Here is a 17,054-nt window from a genome sequence, read left to right on the forward strand (position 1 = left end):
GTGTATCAGATGCAAACCTTGAGAAAGCTCATGAAGAGCTTAAGAAAGCCGGATACATTAACTAATTATAGTGAGAGGTCATATAGTTGGCAGCAACTTGGAAACAGGGAGAAAGCTTGGAGAAATCCGAGCTTTTTCTTTACTATAAAGATAGTAGCTGAATCGTATTTACAAAATGAATTAATGACAGAATATTTGCGAAAAAAGATAAAATATGATAAACTATAGTAAACCATACTATATTAAAACGCATCTGAGTGAAATGAGATGTTAAGAAGGGAGACGGCAATCATGTGGGAGCTGGAAAAAGCAATATTGGTAACGAATAACGACAGAGTGTATGAGAAGTATAAGGATCAGATGAAAGTGATTCTTCTTGATGGGTATGAAGATGTTCTGATTAAGGTGAGAGATCTTGTCTATGATAAGCATGTGCTTCTGACACATCCGCAGGCATCCAGCCTGAAACCGAATCAGACACCATATCGATCGGTAGTTGTATATCCGAAGGGTGAAGAGGATAATATAAAAGATATCATGCTGATCGACAAATGCATTCAGGTTTATCAGGAGTGGCAGGATATCGCACCAAGTCCAAAGAGTTATCAGGAAAAGGTGGCGAATGATTTTAAGACAATCGATTTATCGGTGATTGACAATATTATTCCAAGAATTAGTTAGAAAAAGCAGGGAAGAAAAAGAATAGGCGGTGGAGCGATGCTGGATAATAAAGAAACAACACAGAATTACTTCAAAGGTTTAACGAGAAAAGATTATATTGAAAGAGTATGTAAATTATGGAGAAAGATGGGGCTGAAGATCTTTCTATTCGTAGAATCGCGAAGGAGCTGGGCTGTTCGTCAGCTGCATTATACCGTTATTTTAACAGCAAGTCGGAACTGATGTATTATGTCAGCCTGAATACGCTGGAGGGATATATTATCCGTCTGAATCAGGCGGAAAAAACCTGGAGAGGAGTATGGGATATCTATGTGGGTGTATGGTATTGTTACAGCCAGGAGGCTTTCCGACATCCAAAAGATTATAACAGACTGTTTTTTGAACATACGAATGAATATTTGGGTGGAGCTATGAAGGAATTCTATCAGATGTTTCCACAAAATATTAATGAGGCAAACCAATTCTTTTCAGAGATGCTTGGAACAGCAGATTTCTGGGGACGTGATTTTGAAATGTGTAAAAAATGCATGAAAGCAGGGGCAATTTCTGAGGAGAATGCGCTTATTTTAAATCGCATGTCCTGCATTTTGTATAAAGGATATTTTAAAGGAGTGATGGATGACGGGATTGAAGAAGATGAAATCGAAGAAAGAGTTCGTTTATTTATAGATGATCTCGATATAATCGTTAAGGCACTTGCGTCAGAATTGCAGGGATATGACGGATATTTTAAACAAAAACGTGAAAAGAATGATAAAAAATAGGCAATCTGCACAAAAACATCTATAGATATTTTGTATTATTGACGATATTTATAAAAGGGGGGTTGCGCATTTAAAAAATGTGTGTATAATTAGAACTATCAAAAGCAATTACTTACATGGAAAAAAGTTATCACGATTACATTTTTTGAAAGTAAACATAAAAAGCAAGAAAAGATATTTTTTTACTTATATGTTATCATGATTACATTCCGCGCACTTGAGGAATTTGTAAAAGAAAAATTGCCAGCTTTCGGAGATGAAAAACGTGATTATATTTTAAGTGTTAAGTTATCGCGATTACAAATCATAAGGAGGGAATTTGTATGAAACTAGAACTCGGAAAATTTGAGATCAAGGACATCCAGTTTGCAGACAAATCATATGTGGAAAATCACGTATTGTATGTAAACAAAGAAGAGGTGGAAGCACTTGTATTGGAGGACGACAAGCTGATCGGATGCCATTTGGAAATTGCAAAACCTGGTGAGGCAACAAGAATCACACCTGTTAAGGATGTCATTGAACCACGTGTGAAAGTGAGCGGCGGAGAGATTTTCCCAGGAATTATCGGAAAGGTATCACCACAGGTTGGATCTGGAAGAACACATGCTTTAGATGGCTGCTGCGTAGTTACGGTCGGAAGAATCGTTGGATTCCAGGAAGGTGTTATTGATATGAGCGGACCGGCTGCAGATTATTGTCCATTTTCAAAAACATATAATCTGTGCGTAGTCATTGAACCACAGGATGGATTAGAGACTCATGTATATGAGAAAGCAGGACGTATGGCAGGATTGAAAGTAGCTACATATCTTGGAGAGCTTGTAAGAAATCTTGAGCCAGATGTAATTGAGACATATGAGACAAAACCAGTATTTGAGCAGGCAGCACAGTATCCGGATCTGCCAAAGGTAGGATACATACATATGCTTCAGTCACAGGGACTTCTGCATGACACATATTATTATGGTGTAGATGCAAAACAGATCGTTCCGACATTCATGTATCCAACAGAGATTATGGATGGAGCAATCGTATCTGGTAACTGTGTGGCTCCATGTGATAAAGTTACAACATATCATCATTTCCACAATCCGGTTATTGATGAATGCTACAAACATCATGGAAAAGACATTAACTTTATGGGAGTTATCCTTACTAATGAAAACGTATTCCTTGCTGATAAAGAGAGACATTCCGATATGGTTGCAAAATTCTGTGAATGGCTGCAGTTAGACGGAGTTCTGATTACAGAGGAAGGTTATGGTAACCCGGATACAGACCTTATGATGAACTGTAAAAAGGTTGAAAGAGCAGGTACAAAGGTTTGCCTGATCACAGATGAGTTCCCAGGAAAAGACGGTAAATCAGCATCTCTGGCAGATACATGTGAAGAGGCAACAGCACTTGCATCATGTGGACAGGGAAATGCAACACTGATGTTCCCAGCTATGGATAGAGTAATTGGAACTCAGGAATTTATTGAAAGCCAGATTGGTGGATGGGCTGGATGTATCAACGAAGACGGATCTTTCGAGGCAGAGCTTCAGATTATCATCGCATCTACAATCGCAAATGGATTTAACAAACTGGCTGCAAGAGGATACTAAGAAGGGGGATTCAGAGTTATGGCAAAATATAAAATCGTTCATTATCTTAATCAGTTCTTCGGTGGAATTGGTGGAGAAGATAAAGCAGACTTCCAGCCGGAAGTAAGAGAAGAAATTATAGGACCTGGTATGGCACTGAATGACGGACTGGGCGATGATTATGAGATTGTTGCAACAGTCATCTGTGGTGACAACTATTTTGGAGAAAATCTTGATAAAGCAACAGATACAATCATTGAGATGGTAAAGAAATACGAGCCTGATATCTTTGTTGCAGGACCTGCATTTAATGCTGGACGTTATGGTGTTGCTTGCGGTACAATTTGTAAAGCGGTTGAAGAGCGACTCGGTATTCCGGTACTCTCTGGTATGTATGAAGAGAACCCTGGAGCTGATATGTTTAAACAGGATGTAATCCTTGTAAAGACAGGTAACTCTGCTGCAACTATGAAAAAAGCAGTTCCACAGTTTGTAACATTGATTAAGAAACTGGCTACAGGCGAGGAGATTCTTGGACCATCAATCGAAGGATATCTTGAGCGTGGTATCCGTGTGAACTATTTCGCAGAAGAAAGAGGAGCAACTCGTGGTCTTAAGATGCTGCTTAAAAAGATAGCAGGAGAGCCATTTGAGACAGATCTTCCTATGCCGAAATTCGACCGTGTAGAGCCAGGAAAAGCAATTGAAGATCTTAGCAAAGCAAAGATTGCAATTGTTACATCTGGTGGTATTGTACCAGTTGGTAATCCGGATCATATCGAGTCCTCTAATGCAACGAAGTTTGGATGGTATACAATGGAAGGCATGGACAGAATGTCTAAAGATGACTATATGACAATCCATGGTGGATATGACAGACAGTTCGTACTGGAAAATCCGAACCTTGTAATCCCACTTGATGCACTTCGTAAATTACAGAAAGAAGGCGTATTTGGAGAATTATATCCTTATTTTGCAAGTACAACCGGAACTGGAACAGCTACAAATTCAGCAGCCAAATTCGGTGATGAGATTGGTAAAAAATTAGTTGAAGAGCATGTAGATGCAGTTCTTCTTGTCAGCACTTGAGGTACCTGTACACGTTGCGGTGCAACGATGGTTAAAGGTATTGAAAAATACGGTATCCCAGTAGTTCATCTGTGTACAGTTGTTCCAATTTCCAGAACAATCGGTGCGAATAGAATTATCCCTGCTGTTGGTATTCCTTATCCACTTGGAGATCCAACTGAGGGTGAAGAAGAGTCCTACAAGATTCGTGAGAAACTTGTAAGAAGAGCATTCAAGGCTCTTCAGACTCCGATAACAGAGCAGACTGTTTTTGAAAAAGATGAGTGGTAAGTCATTGACATAAGTATACATTGAGCAATTACCGGCTTATATGCCGGTAAATTGCTCATAAGAAAAGAAATGAATGAAAAGGGGGCACATTATGGGTAGTGCGGAAAAGGTGAGTTGGAAACGAGTACTGATACTTGCGGGAGCAATCATTGCATTTACAATTGGATCCGGTTTTGCAACAGGTCAGGAAATCATTCAATATTATACAGCATATGGAGTAAAAGGATTACTTGTAATTTTGGTATTCCTGGTAGCTTTTCTTTATTACAATTTTAACTTTGCAAAAGCAGGTGCAGAGCAGAAGTTTGAAAAAGGAAATGATGTATACAAACATTTTTGTGGAAAGTATGTAGGAACTTTCTGTGATTATTACTCCACATTATTCTGTTACATGTCCTTCTTCGTTATGGTAGGAGGAGCATCCTCTACACTTCATCAGGAATATGGACTTCCGGCATGGGTAGGAGGAGTCGTTCTGACAGCACTGGCAGTGATTACAGTTGTAGGTGGACTGAACTCCATGGTTGATGCCATCGGTGCTGTAGGACCGGTAATCGTAGTGCTTTGTATTGCCATTGGAGTTCTTACATTAATTCGTGATGGCGGTGATATTGGAGCTGGATTGGATATTATTAAAAATGCAGCTTACGAAGGCGCAGCGAATGGGGAAACAATTAAGAGTGCAGGATCCAACTGGCTTGTTTCTGGTTTATCATATGCCGGTTTCGTGCTCCTGTGGTTCGCAAGCTTTACAGCAGCACTTGGTTCTAATAATAAGAAAAAAGAATTAAATTATGGTATTATCGGTGGAACAGTTGCAGTTTGTGTGGCAATTGCAGTAGTAATGTTCGCACAGATTTCAAACATTAATACTCCGATGATTGGAAGTAGTGATACATTTGTATGGAATGCAGATATCCCAAATCTGATTCTTGCAGCTAAGATCTGGAAGCCATTCTCCGCTATCTTTGCAATTATTGTATTTGCAGGTATTTATACAACAGCGGTTCCACTCCTTTATAATCCAGCTTCTAGATTTGCAAAAGAGGGAACATCACAGTTCAAGATTCTCACTATTGTTCTTGGAGTTCTCGGTTTAATTGTAGGATTATTCCTTCCATTCAGAGTATTGGTTAATATTATCTATGTATTAAATGGATATGTTGGAGCAGTTTTAATTCTCTTTATGATTTACAAGAACATCAAAGATCTGATGAATAAAAAGAAAGCAAATTAATATAGAAATTGCCGATAATAGGGGCGCTGAGAAATCAGCGCCCCCTTTGTTGCCTGGAATTAAAAAGTGATTGACCACAGAGCAATTAAAGAATATTTAGAGAAAATTAATAGAATAAGTCTATAATTAACTGTGAATTATTGAAAAAATCTAACAAAACGATTGACAATAAGCGCGCTTACTGTTATAATCTTAACATAAACAATAAATAAGCGCGCTTATTAAAAAATGTATCAATGTCGTTCATAGAGCCTATCTATGAATCAGAAAAGGAGGACAATCACATGAGACTGGAGATTGGCAATTTCTATGTTAAGGATATCAAGTTTGGCGACAAGTTATCCTTTGATGACGGAGTGCTTACAATTAATAAAGAAAAAGCACTTGATTTTATCCGTGAAGATGAGAGAATCACGGAGGCAGATCTTTATATTGCAAAACCTGGAGATAAGATCCGTATGTGTCCGGTAAAGGAAGCAATCGAGCCTAGAGTAAGATTGGATGGAAGAGGACTTTTCCCTGGATATACAAGTGAACTTGCAAAGGCAGGAGATGGAGTTTTACATGCATTAAAGAACTGCAGCGTACTCGTAGTCGGAAAACACTGGGGAGGTTTCCAGGATGGATTGATTGACATGAGTGGTGAAGGACAGAAATATACATACTTCGGTTATTTGAACAATATTGTACTCGTAGCAGATACGAATGAGGATTTTGAGAAGCATGAGCAACAGAAGAAGAATGATGCACTTAGAAGAGCAGGACATAAACTTGCAGAGTTCATCGGACAGTGTGTAAAAGAACTGACACCGGAAGACACAGAAGTTTATGATCTTGAGGCGATGATCAAACGTAGTCCGGAGATTGAAAAGCTTCCATCTGTTGTATATGTTATGCAGCCACAGTCTCAGATGGAAAATCTGGGATACAATGATCTGGCATATGGCTGGGATATGAACCGTATGCTTCCAACAGTAATGCATCCAAACGAGGTACTGGATGGCGCTATCGTATCTGGAAGTTTCATGCCTGTATCATCAAAATGGTCAACATACGACTTCCAGAACACACCGAATATCAAGGCTCTTTACAGAGAGCATGGTAAGACAATTAATTTCCTCGGAGTAATTATGTCAAACCTGAATGTAGCTTTGGATCAGAAAGAACGTGCTGCACTTTATGTAGCACAGATTGCAAAGACACTCGGAGCAGATGGTGCGGTCGTCGCAGAAGAAGGTTATGGCAACCCGGATGCCGACTTTGTAGGATGTCTTGTTGCGCTTGAGGATGCCGGTGTTAAGACAATTGGAGTTACCAATGAATGTACAGGACGTAATGGTACATCTCAGCCACTTGTAACATTGGATGAGAAGTGTGATGCAATTGTATCCTGTGGAAATGTATCTGAATTAATTGAATTGCCTCCAATGGAAACAGTACTTGGAGAACTTCAGTCGTTAGCAAGAGACGGTCTGTCCGGTGGCTGGGCTGGAGATGAGATCTTAGGACCTTCAGTAAGAGAAGATGGATCCGTTATTATGGAGAATAACTCAATGTTCTGTGGTGATCAGGTAGTTGGATGGTCCCCGAAGACAATGAAAGAATTCTAAGGAGGGCAATAGCGATGAAAAAAGCAATCTTATATATTAATCAGTTTTTTGGTCAGATTGGTGGAGAAGAAAAAGCTGGTATTGAACCAGAAATCCACGAAGGTCAGATTGGACCAGCAATACAGCTTGAAAAAGAGTTAAATGCAGAAGTTACCCATACAATTATCTGTGGTGACAACTATATTGGTACCAATACTGACGCTGCAGTTGCAACAATTCTCGGAATGCTTGAAGATAAAGAGTTTGATATTTTCCTTGCAGGACCAGCATTTCAGGCAGGACGTTATACCGTTGCATGTGGAACAATCTGCAAGGCAGTAAAAGAAAAATTTGGTGTACCTGTTGTAACATCTATGAACGAGGAGACGCCAGGTGTAGATATGTTTAAAAAAGATATGTATATCTTAAAAGGCGGTAATATTGCTTCAAAGATGAGACAGGATGTAAAAGCAATGGCAAAAGTTGCCAACAAGCTTCTTGCAGGTGAGTCGGTTGGCTCCGCGGATGAAGAAGGATATTTCCCGAGAGGAATCCGTCATCAGGTATGGCTTTCAGATGGAAAACCGGCATATGAGCGTATGGTAGATATGCTTGTTAAGAAATTAAATGGACAGCCATTTGAGACAGAGCTTCCGATTCCGAAGCTTGATCGAGTACCGATCGCTCCTGCTATCAAGGATTTGTCAAAAGCAAGAATCGCACTTCTGAATACCGGTGGTATTGTACCTGTAGATAATCCGGATCATATTCAGTCAGCATCTGCAACACGTTGGGGACGTTATGATGTGTCAAATATGGAACGGTTAAAAGGTGGAGAGTTCAAGACAATTCATGCTGGATTTGACCCTGCAGCAGCAGACGCAGATCCAAACGTTATTACTCCGATTGATGCATTGAAGGTATTAGAAAAAGAGGGAGTTTATGGAAGCCTCCATCCATATTTCTATACAACAGTAGGAACAGGAACAACTGAGGCAGAGGCTGCCAGAATGGCAAAAGAAATCATTCCATATCTTCAGGAAGATCATGTTGATGGTGTTATCATGGTTAGTACTTGAGGTACCTGTACACGTTGCGGTGCAACGATGGTAAAAGAGGTTGAGAAGGCTGGATTCCCAATCGTACAGATGTGTAATCTGGTGCCTGTAGCTAAGACAGTAGGATCTAATAGAATCGTACCTACAATTTCTATTCCTTATCCACTTGGAGATCCAGATACTCCGAAGGAAGAGCAGTGGAAACTGCGTTATCACAGAACAAAGGTTGCTCTGGAGGCTCTGGCAACGGATATTAAAGAGCAGACAGTATTTAAAGTATGATAACTGTTCGATGATTTAGAGTGAACGGGCAGATGGTTATACATCTGCCCACTACTATATCTGGCTTAGTTTGATGAAGGAGAATTGAATATGGGAGAAAAGAAAGGTAAGAATACAGTTTTTTATGTATCACTGATTATCGTCGGCATTATAGCAGTCTGGTCAGTTGCATTTAATGATAGTTTTACGGTAGTAGCTAATGCGGCATTTAAAGTTTTGACCACAGATTTTGGATGGTTATATCTGATTTCTATGATTATATTCTTTGGCTTTATTGTATATTTTGCATTTGGAAAATATGGAAAAATTCGTTTAGGAAGCGATGATTCCAGACCGGAATACAGTAATATAACATGGTTTGGACTTCTATTTGGATGTGGAATGGGAGTTGGTCTTGTATTCTGGGGAGTAGCTGAGCCGCTTACCTATTATCTGAATCCGACAGATGGAATTGAGGCAGCATCTCAGGCATCTGCAAACTTTGCATTTGAGAATTTCTTTATGCACTGGGGAATTCTTCCATGGGCAAACTATGCAGTTATCGGTCTTGCACTTGCATACTTTATGTTCCGTAAGAACAAAAAAGGTTTGTTAAGTGTTATGCTTGAGCCGTTAATTGGTGAGAAGCTTGCAAATGGATGGCTTGGCAAGGTTGTTGATATTCTTGGTGTATTTGCGACAGTTGCAGGAGTTGTAACATCTCTTGGACTTGGAACATTGCAGATTAATGCCGGATTTAATTATTTATTTGGTGTCCCAATCAATTTAGTAGTAGAAATTATTATTATTATAATTGTATCATTTCTTTATATTGGATCCGCAGTATCCGGGCTGGATAAAGGAATTAAGATTATTTCTGATACAAACCTTTATGTTGCAATCGGACTTTTGGCAGTATGCTTTATAGTGGGACCAAAAGTAGAGACTTTGAATGCATTTGTAAATGGTATGGGTCAGTATATCGGTAATTTTATTCCAACTGCACTTAAGATTAATTCTTATAGTGACAATAGTTGGTTCGGAAGCTGGAGATTGTTCTACTGGGCATGGTTCATTGCATGGGCACCGTTCGTTGGAGTATTTGTAGCACGTATCTCTAAAGGACGGACTATTCGAGAATTTGTACTTGGTGTAGTACTTGTACCGACAATTGCTTCCTGTATTTGGGGTGCAGTATTTGGTAACCTTGGTATCAACCTTGGAGAAAAAGGTCTAATGGCGATTGAAAAGCTCCAGGAAGCGGTAGCAACACCGGAGGTTGGACTTTTCGTAGTGCTTGGACAATATCCGCTTGGATTTATTTTATCACTGGTAGCCTTGGTATCCTTGTGTGCATTCTTTGTAACATCTGCAAATTCAGGAGTTTATGTATTGTCTATGCTGTCAACGGACGGTGCAATCAATCCTCCAAATGGCAGAAAGATTCTCTGGGGAGTTATCCAGTCAGTTATGGCGATCGGACTTCTGATGGCTGGTGGATTGAAACCGCTTCAGACAATCTCACTTGTAGCAGCGTTCTTATTTATTTTTGTAATGCTTGGAACGATTGCAGCATTTATTAAAGTGTTGAAGGAAGAAAAGGCATAGTGAAAATGTTTTTTTCAAAATAATTAAATACAAAAAGCTGAAGAAAGAATGTGTGGAGCATTCTTGGATATATCAGGTGAGAAAAAGAGCTGAAGAATTCGAATCCTTCAGCTCTTTTGATTAAACAATTCTGTAAAACGACAATGTTTGTATATGGGTTTTAATAAGTGTTTTTAATCTAAATCAATATTATAGGATGTAAGCGCTCTGCGGATAAACGAAACAGTTGTCGCAGTCGCCTCTTCAATTGACAAATATTCAGAGTCTTCCCGTAATGTCTCTAACATACCACGATAAAGCATAATATTCATTGTTGCCAGATTGTGAATGTCTGATTCTGGGAGAAAAATATTCTCTTTATTCAAAGAATCAGTCAATGATAAAAATTCACGTTCTGAGAAATTAGCAGATGAAAGCATATTTTTGTAATTTGCAGCATCTTCACTCCAACTTTCAGGAAAAATATCATAATAAGCGTGAAAATAGTAGGAAAAATCCCAGTTCGTATCTGCATGCTTAAAAAATAGCAGCCAGAAAATGTCTGGATGTGAGAAGGAGTGGAGACAGAAGCATTCCCAAATTTTCAGATATCTTTCAAGTGGCCTTGTAACCGGTTCTAAGTAGGCTGGCAGATCCTTAGCATATTGATCTAGATATTTCATAGCTGAAAAAATTCTCAGTTCTTCAAAATCTGAAAAATAATGATAAAGAGTCGCACTGTTATAGCCGGCTTTTTCTGCAGTTTTACGAATAGACAAGCTGTCGATGCCTTCTTCTTCAATGATCTCCAATGCAGCATTGATGAAGTAGCTCATAGTTTGCTGTCTGTACATTTGTTTACGATCTTTTTGTTGCATGAAAAAATCCCCCAATAAAAAGTACTAAGACAAGCCTGCCCTAGTCATGGTATTTATTATATATGAAATACACGAAAAAAGCGAGTAAAATTGTTTGAATTAGTGGAAAATAGTAGATGGGAAATAGTAGATATGTTAACAAAGAAAACGACGAACTCTGCCATGGTTTGCCGTTTCCTTTGCTTAATTAAAGAGTAATAGTGATTCAGATAGTATTGAAATTATTTGGCTGCTTTTTCGGCAAATGTAGTCGTTACCAGTTTATCGTACGGTGCACGTGTGTCAAGTTCTTCTGCGCTTTCCAGAATGTCCTGTAAAAGTTCAAAACTTTTTTTCTCAAATATGAGGTTATCTTTCCATGTGTCCTGTTCATAATAACGGCTCACAATTGTTTCTATTGTATTAAGATTTGTTTCTTTAAACTGAGGTGCAATTGCTTCTGCAATTTTCTTTGGTGTATGTTTCTGTACATAATCCATACCTTTCTGCAATGCATCTGTAAATCCTTGAATTACATTTGCATTCTTCTCGATATAACTTTTCTTTGCTGAAAATGCAGTATAAGGTACATAGCCGCTGTCTGTACCGAGAGAAGCAACTACATATCCCTTTTCCTCTTTTTCCAAATTTGTGGCTCCTGGTTCGAACTCAACTGTAAAATCAGCATTTCCTTCTGCAAATGCTGCTGCTGTAGAGCCAAAATCAATGCTCTGATCTATAATCAGATCTTTCGAAGGATCAATCCCATTTTGCCTTAAAATATACTCAAATACCATTTCTGGCATGCCACCTTTTCGTCCACCAAGTACTTTTTTATCTTTCAAATCAGTCCAATGAAAGTCGGGGATTTCTTCTCTTGCTACCAGAAAATTTCCTGCACGTTGTGTAAGTTGTGCAAAGTTCACGACATAATCATTGGCTCCTTCATTGTAAGCATAAATTGAAGCTTCAGACCCCATAAATCCAATATCGGCGGTTCCGGATATGACTGCGGTCATGGTCTTATCAGCCCCAAATCCTGTGACCAGGTTGAGATTAATACCTTCTTCTTCAAAATAACCTTTTTCAATAGCAACATACATAGGTGCATAAAAGATAGAATGAGCTACTTCATTAAGTGTTACTGGCGTAAGTTTTTCTTCTTTGTTTGTTTTATCAGTGTTTATAATGGCTGAAGCATGTTTTGTCTCTTTTGTCTGGGAACAGCCAAAGAGAGCTGTCATCGACAATGCAAGAAGTAAAAGAAGTACAGAAATACGTTTTATCATACAGTCCTCCGTTAATAATTTTTTATGTTATATAGTATATTCAGTGTTGTAAAACAGGTGCTGCTTTAATGAAGTGTATTTATAAATTGTAACAGAATCTTAAACAGCAGTTTGTTTGGCAAATGGTTGGGGCGTAATAGAGAAACATATAATTGACATTATAAACCATATGGCGTATTCTGAATGAAATAGGGAGTATTTGTATGCTCCACCCACAGAATACAATTCAGAGGCACAGAAAGAACTTTGAAAGCATTCTTGAATACATATAATAGAAGAAACAGGAGAAAGACTATGAAGAAAATCGGATTTATCGGTGTTGGAATCATGGGAAAGTCCATGGTCAAAAATCTTATGAAAGCGGGATTTGAACTACATATATATGCAAGAACAAAGAGTAAAGTGAATGATGTGATAGAGGAAGGTGCTATCTTTCATGAGACGATTGGAGAATGTGTAAGAGTAAGTGAAGCTGTGATTACGATGGTAGGATTTCCTCAGGATGTGGAAGAAGTTTATTTTGATGAAGGAAATATTATGGATCAGGCAGAGAAAGGAATGTATCTGATTGATATGACAACGACCAGTCCGATGATTTCCAAGAAAATATATGAAGAAGGTAAAAAGAAAGGAGTTCATGTTGTAGATGCACCGGTGACCGGAGGTGATACAGGAGCAAAGGCAGGAACACTTTCTATTCTGGTCGGTGGCAACAAGGAAGATTATGAGGCTTGTATGCCGTTATTTGAAGCTATGGGAACGGATATCAATTATCAGGGAGAAGCTGGATGTGGACAGCATGCCAAGATGGTGAATCAGATCATGATTGCCGGAACCATGTCAGGACTTTGTGAGGCACTTAGCTATGCAAAAGCAAAAGATTTGGATTGTGAGACTGTATTAAAATCTGTTGCGACAGGAGCAGCCGGAAGTAAGCAGCTAGATTTCTTTGGAGAGAAGATACTACACGGAGATTATACTCCTGGATTTTTTATGAAACATTTTATTAAGGATATGAAGATTGCTTTGATTGAGGCAAATCAGTGTGAGCTGGATTTGGATGTGCTTAGTCAGACACTTGCAAATTATGAAGTTTTGGAAGCAGAAGGGTATGGTGATCTTGGAACACAAGCGTTGATCAAATATTATGAAGAAGGTTACAATGAAGAAATCATTGAAGACTAAGATGGAAAGATTCAACAGAAATTAGAATGTGGAAACTAAGATGGAAAGATTCTGTGGAAACGTTGACATTTTCCTTGAAATCCGATATCATATACTTTATCGGGTAAAAGCGCTAAAGCGTCAAAGCTATAAAGGATTTTGAATTTTCAGTATGGAAAGAGGATAATTGAAATCATTTGAAGCTTTGTGCCAGAAAGGGGAATAATTAGCAATGCCTATTACGGATATTTTGGAGAAAAATTGTCGCCTGTACGGCGATGACGTCTGTCTGGTAGAGATTAATCCAGAGATGCCAGAGACAAAAAGGAGCACGTGGAAGGAGTATGATTTGATTGAACCATCCCGTGCACCATATTACAGACGCGAAATTACATGGAATGTATTCAATGAGAAAGCAAATCGATTTGCAAATCTGCTTCTGGAACGCGGAGTCCAAAAAGGGGACAAGGTCGGAATCCTTTTGATGAATTGTCTGGAGTGGCTGCCAATTTATTTTGGTATTCTGAAAACGGGAGCTTTGGCAGTACCGCTGAACTTCCGTTATTCAGCCGATGAGATTAAATATTGTGTAGAACTGGCGGATGTAGATATTTTAGTGTTCGGACCGGAATTTATCGGACGTGTGGAGGAGATTGCGGACGATATCGGAAGAGGAAGACTTCTGTATTTTGTAGGCGATGGCTGTCCGGGATTTGCAGAAGATTATACTTCGCATACAGCAAATTGTTCCAGTCAGTCACCAAAGATTGACATTGTAGATGAAGATGATGCAGCAATTTATTTTTCTTCTGGAACAACAGGATTTCCAAAAGCAATTTTACATAATCATGAATCTCTGATGCATGCTGCACGAGTAGAGCAGAATCATCATGGACAGACAAAGGACGATGTGTTTTTATGTATTCCGCCACTTTACCATACAGGGGCTAAGATGCATTGGTTTGGAAGTCTTTTGACAGGTGGAAAGGCAGTCCTTTTGAAAGGAACGAATCCGAAGACGATTCTTCGTGCAGTTTCAGAGGAAAAATGTACTATCGTATGGCTGCTCGTACCGTGGGCACAGGATTTACTTCTTGCAATTGATAACAAAGATGTAGATTTGAAGGATTATGATCTGGAGCAGTGGAGACTTATGCATATCGGTGCGCAGCCGGTACCGCCAAGTCTGATTCGTCACTGGAAGGAATATTTCCCAAATCATAAATATGATACAAACTATGGATTGAGTGAATCTATTGGACCTGGATGTGTGCATCTCGGATTGGATCATATTGATAAAGTCGGTGCGATCGGTAAAGCAGGATTTGGCTGGGAGACAAAGATTATCGATGAGAATGGAAATCTGGTCGCACAGGGCGAAACTGGAGAGCTGGCAGTCAAAGGTCCGGGAGTCATGACTTGCTATTATAAAGATGAAAAAGCAACGGCTGAAGTACTTCATGATGGCTGGTTGTATACTGGAGATATGGCAATGGAAGATGAAGATGGATTTATCTATCTGGTTGACCGTAAGAAAGACGTCATTATCAGTGGCGGAGAGAATATTTATCCGGTACAGATTGAAGATTTTCTTCGTACCAATAATAAAATTCTGGATGTGGCAGTTATCGGACTTCCAGATCATAGACTGGGAGAAATTTCAGCAGCAATTATTGAGTTAAAACCTGGTGTAGAGTGCACAGAGGAGGAAATTGATGAATTCTGCAAGAAACTTCCAAGATACAAGAGACCTCGTAAGCTGATTTTTGCAAAGGTTCCTAGAAATCCTACTGGAAAGATTGAAAAGCCAAAGCTTCGTGAGAAGTATGGTGCAGCACATCTGGTCGCAGCGCAGAATCAGGTAGAGATTAAATAATAAAGAGTGATTTACTAGAAATATAAAAGTTCAGGGAGGGTTTGACTCGGTACAAGTCAAACCCTCCCTATTTTGGAATTGTCTATTTTCCAGCAGTTATATACTGCAAGTGATTTATTTATGTTCTTTTTGATATTCCAGAGATGCTTCAATAAATCCACGGAACAATGGGTGTGGTCTGTTTGGACGGGATTTTAATTCTGGATGAGCCTGGGTCGCGATGAACCAAGGATGATCTGGAATCTCTACCATCTCTACAATGCGTCCATCCGGAGAAAGTCCGGATAATAGCATACCATTTTGAGTCAGTACATCGCGGTAATCATTATTTACCTCATAACGATGACGGTGGCGTTCCTGAATTTCTTCAGATCCGTACAGCTTATATGCTTTGGAGTCTTTATTTAAAACACATGGGTAAGAGCCAAGTCTTAATGTTCCACCGATATTTTCTACATCAATTTGTTCTGGCATGATATGAATGACCGGATGTGTAGTATCTGGATCTAATTCAGCACTGTGAGCATCATTGTATCCAATGACGTCTCTTGCAAATTCAACGATGGATAACTGCATTCCAAGGCAGAGCCCCAGGAATGGAATATTGTGTGTGCGAGCATATTTGATTGCTTCAAGCATACCGTCAATTCCACGATTGCCAAAACCACCTGGAACAAGAATACCACTGACATCGCCAAGAATTTCATCAACATTATCTGCAGTTACCAGTTCAGAATCTACCCACTTGATATTGACAGTAGCGCGGCTGAAAATTCCACCATGTTTGAGTGCTTCTACAACACTGATATAAGCATCATGAAGCTGTGTGTATTTTCCGACAAGTGCGACGGTTACTTCTGTGTTTGGATTTCGCAGATAGTTCACCATTTCTTTCCAGTCTTTTAAATCTGGTTCCGGACAATTTAAGTGTAAGCATTCGCATACTACCTGAGCCAGATGTTCTTCTTCCATTGCAAGTGGAGCTTCATATAAATATTCAACGTCCAGATTCTGCAATACATGATTTGCAGGAACATTACAAAACAGAGCAAGTTTATCTTTAATTCCTGTTCCAAGTGGATATTCAGAACGACATACAAGGATATCTGGCTGAATTCCCATGCCCTGCAGTTCTTTTACACTAGCTTGTGTTGGTTTAGTTTTCATCTCCTGAGATGCTTTCAGGTATGGAATTAATGTAACATGAATGAGAATTACATTGTCATGTCCTTTTTCATGCTGGAACTGACGGATGGCTTCCAAAAATGGCTGACTTTCGATATCGCCTACAGTTCCTCCGACTTCAATGATTGCTACTTCTGTATTCTCAGCAGCAGGATTGCGATAAAAGCGAGATTTTATTTCGTTAGTAATATGAGGAATAACCTGTACAGTTCCTCCACCGAAATCTCCGCGTCTTTCTTTTTGAAGTACGGACCAGTAGACTTTACCAGTCGTAACGTTGGAATTTTTACCGAGGCTTTCATCGATAAAACGCTCATAATGACCAAGATCAAGATCTGTCTCAGTTCCGTCATCAGTTACAAATACTTCGCCATGTTGTACCGGGTTCATAGTACCTGGATCAATGTTGATATAAGGGTCAAATTTCTGCATAGTCACGGTATAACCACGAGCTTTCAGAAGACGACCTAAAGATGCAGCAGTGATTCCTTTTCCAAGTCCTGATACGACACCACCTGTAACAAATACATATTTTACTGCCATAATGTCCTCCTTAGA

General features: G+C 39.2%; 14 protein-coding genes. 11 read left to right on the forward strand and 3 right to left on the reverse strand.

Going from position 1 to position 17,054, the window contains the following annotated elements:
- The 9 genes from LI149_RS05450 to LI149_RS05490 form a co-directional block, all read left to right on the forward strand.
- A partial coding sequence (locus LI149_RS05450) for a hypothetical protein (RefSeq protein ID WP_227143066.1) occupies positions 1-228 on the forward strand: 228 nt, incomplete at its 5' end.
- 63 nt (positions 229-291) lie between these two features.
- Positions 292-681: a GrdX family protein gene (locus LI149_RS05455; RefSeq protein WP_005342399.1), complete on the forward strand. Its 390-nt coding sequence runs from the start codon at positions 292-294 to the stop codon at positions 679-681.
- Between the two features lie 116 nt (positions 682-797).
- Positions 798-1,445, forward strand: a complete 648-nt coding sequence (locus LI149_RS05460; protein WP_227143067.1) for a TetR/AcrR family transcriptional regulator — start codon at positions 798-800, stop codon at positions 1,443-1,445.
- Between the two features lie 323 nt (positions 1,446-1,768).
- Positions 1,769-3,055: a sarcosine reductase complex component B subunit alpha gene (grdG, locus tag LI149_RS05465; RefSeq protein ID WP_005342393.1), complete on the forward strand. Its 1,287-nt coding sequence runs from the start codon at positions 1,769-1,771 to the stop codon at positions 3,053-3,055.
- 18 nt (positions 3,056-3,073) lie between these two features.
- The gene (gene grdF / locus LI149_RS05470; RefSeq protein WP_227143068.1) at positions 3,074-4,393 is read left to right on the forward strand and encodes a sarcosine reductase complex component B subunit beta; all 1,320 of its coding nucleotides are present in this window, start codon (positions 3,074-3,076) and stop codon (positions 4,391-4,393) included.
- Between the two features lie 91 nt (positions 4,394-4,484).
- The gene (locus LI149_RS05475) at positions 4,485-5,630 is read left to right on the forward strand and encodes a hypothetical protein (RefSeq protein WP_118447934.1); all 1,146 of its coding nucleotides are present in this window, start codon (positions 4,485-4,487) and stop codon (positions 5,628-5,630) included.
- Between the two features lie 284 nt (positions 5,631-5,914).
- On the forward strand, positions 5,915-7,240 hold the full coding sequence (locus tag LI149_RS05480; protein ID WP_005342390.1) for a glycine/sarcosine/betaine reductase component B subunit: 1,326 nt from the start codon (positions 5,915-5,917) through the stop codon (positions 7,238-7,240).
- Between the two features lie 14 nt (positions 7,241-7,254).
- Positions 7,255-8,559 carry a betaine reductase selenoprotein B gene (gene grdH, locus LI149_RS05485; protein WP_117495214.1) on the forward strand — a complete coding sequence of 435 codons (1,305 nt, stop codon included), beginning with the start codon at positions 7,255-7,257 and terminating at the stop codon, positions 8,557-8,559.
- 90 nt (positions 8,560-8,649) lie between these two features.
- Positions 8,650-10,146: a BCCT family transporter gene (locus LI149_RS05490; protein WP_117495213.1), complete on the forward strand. Its 1,497-nt coding sequence runs from the start codon at positions 8,650-8,652 to the stop codon at positions 10,144-10,146.
- Positions 10,147-10,319: 173 nt separating this feature from the next.
- Here the strand turns inward: LI149_RS05490 and LI149_RS05495 are convergent, their stop codons facing one another.
- Positions 10,320-11,003: a TetR/AcrR family transcriptional regulator gene (locus LI149_RS05495; RefSeq protein ID WP_173785682.1), complete on the reverse strand. Its 684-nt coding sequence runs from the start codon at positions 11,001-11,003 to the stop codon at positions 10,320-10,322.
- A gap of 221 nt (positions 11,004-11,224) precedes the next feature.
- On the reverse strand, positions 11,225-12,271 hold the full coding sequence (locus tag LI149_RS05500; RefSeq protein ID WP_227143069.1) for an ABC transporter substrate-binding protein: 1,047 nt from the start codon (positions 12,269-12,271) through the stop codon (positions 11,225-11,227).
- 294 nt (positions 12,272-12,565) lie between these two features.
- Here LI149_RS05500 and LI149_RS05505 point away from each other — a divergent pair, with 294 nt between their 5' ends.
- On the forward strand, positions 12,566-13,456 hold the full coding sequence (locus tag LI149_RS05505) for an NAD(P)-dependent oxidoreductase (protein ID WP_227143070.1): 891 nt from the start codon (positions 12,566-12,568) through the stop codon (positions 13,454-13,456).
- Between the two features lie 211 nt (positions 13,457-13,667).
- The gene (locus tag LI149_RS05510; protein ID WP_005331377.1) at positions 13,668-15,311 is read left to right on the forward strand and encodes a class I adenylate-forming enzyme family protein; all 1,644 of its coding nucleotides are present in this window, start codon (positions 13,668-13,670) and stop codon (positions 15,309-15,311) included.
- Between the two features lie 114 nt (positions 15,312-15,425).
- Here the strand turns inward: LI149_RS05510 and LI149_RS05515 are convergent, their stop codons facing one another.
- On the reverse strand, positions 15,426-17,039 hold the full coding sequence (locus LI149_RS05515) for a CTP synthase (protein ID WP_117606802.1): 1,614 nt from the start codon (positions 17,037-17,039) through the stop codon (positions 15,426-15,428).
- Positions 17,040-17,054 lie beyond the last annotated feature (15 nt).

The organism is Dorea sp. 210702-DFI.3.17 (assembly GCF_020560825.1).
Classification (GTDB): Bacteria; Bacillota; Clostridia; order Lachnospirales; family Lachnospiraceae; genus Dorea; species Dorea formicigenerans.

Excerpts from the sequence above, each read along its gene's own strand:
- LI149_RS05460 (WP_227143067.1), top strand. The coding sequence starts at position 798 with ATGGAGAAAGATGGGGCTGAAGATCTTTCTATTCGTAGAATCGCGAAG.
- LI149_RS05505 (WP_227143070.1), top strand. The coding sequence starts at position 12,566 with ATGAAGAAAATCGGATTTATCGGTGTTGGAATCATGGGAAAGTCCATG.
- LI149_RS05500 (WP_227143069.1), bottom strand. The coding sequence starts at position 12,271 with ATGATAAAACGTATTTCTGTACTTCTTTTACTTCTTGCATTGTCGATG.
- LI149_RS05490 (WP_117495213.1), top strand. The coding sequence starts at position 8,650 with ATGGGAGAAAAGAAAGGTAAGAATACAGTTTTTTATGTATCACTGATT.
- LI149_RS05515 (WP_117606802.1), bottom strand. The coding sequence starts at position 17,039 with ATGGCAGTAAAATATGTATTTGTTACAGGTGGTGTCGTATCAGGACTT.
- LI149_RS05495 (WP_173785682.1), bottom strand. The coding sequence starts at position 11,003 with ATGCAACAAAAAGATCGTAAACAAATGTACAGACAGCAAACTATGAGC.
- grdG (WP_005342393.1), top strand. The coding sequence starts at position 1,769 with ATGAAACTAGAACTCGGAAAATTTGAGATCAAGGACATCCAGTTTGCA.
- LI149_RS05475 (WP_118447934.1), top strand. The coding sequence starts at position 4,485 with ATGGGTAGTGCGGAAAAGGTGAGTTGGAAACGAGTACTGATACTTGCG.
- LI149_RS05510 (WP_005331377.1), top strand. The coding sequence starts at position 13,668 with ATGCCTATTACGGATATTTTGGAGAAAAATTGTCGCCTGTACGGCGAT.
- LI149_RS05480 (WP_005342390.1), top strand. The coding sequence starts at position 5,915 with ATGAGACTGGAGATTGGCAATTTCTATGTTAAGGATATCAAGTTTGGC.
- LI149_RS05455 (WP_005342399.1), top strand. The coding sequence starts at position 292 with ATGTGGGAGCTGGAAAAAGCAATATTGGTAACGAATAACGACAGAGTG.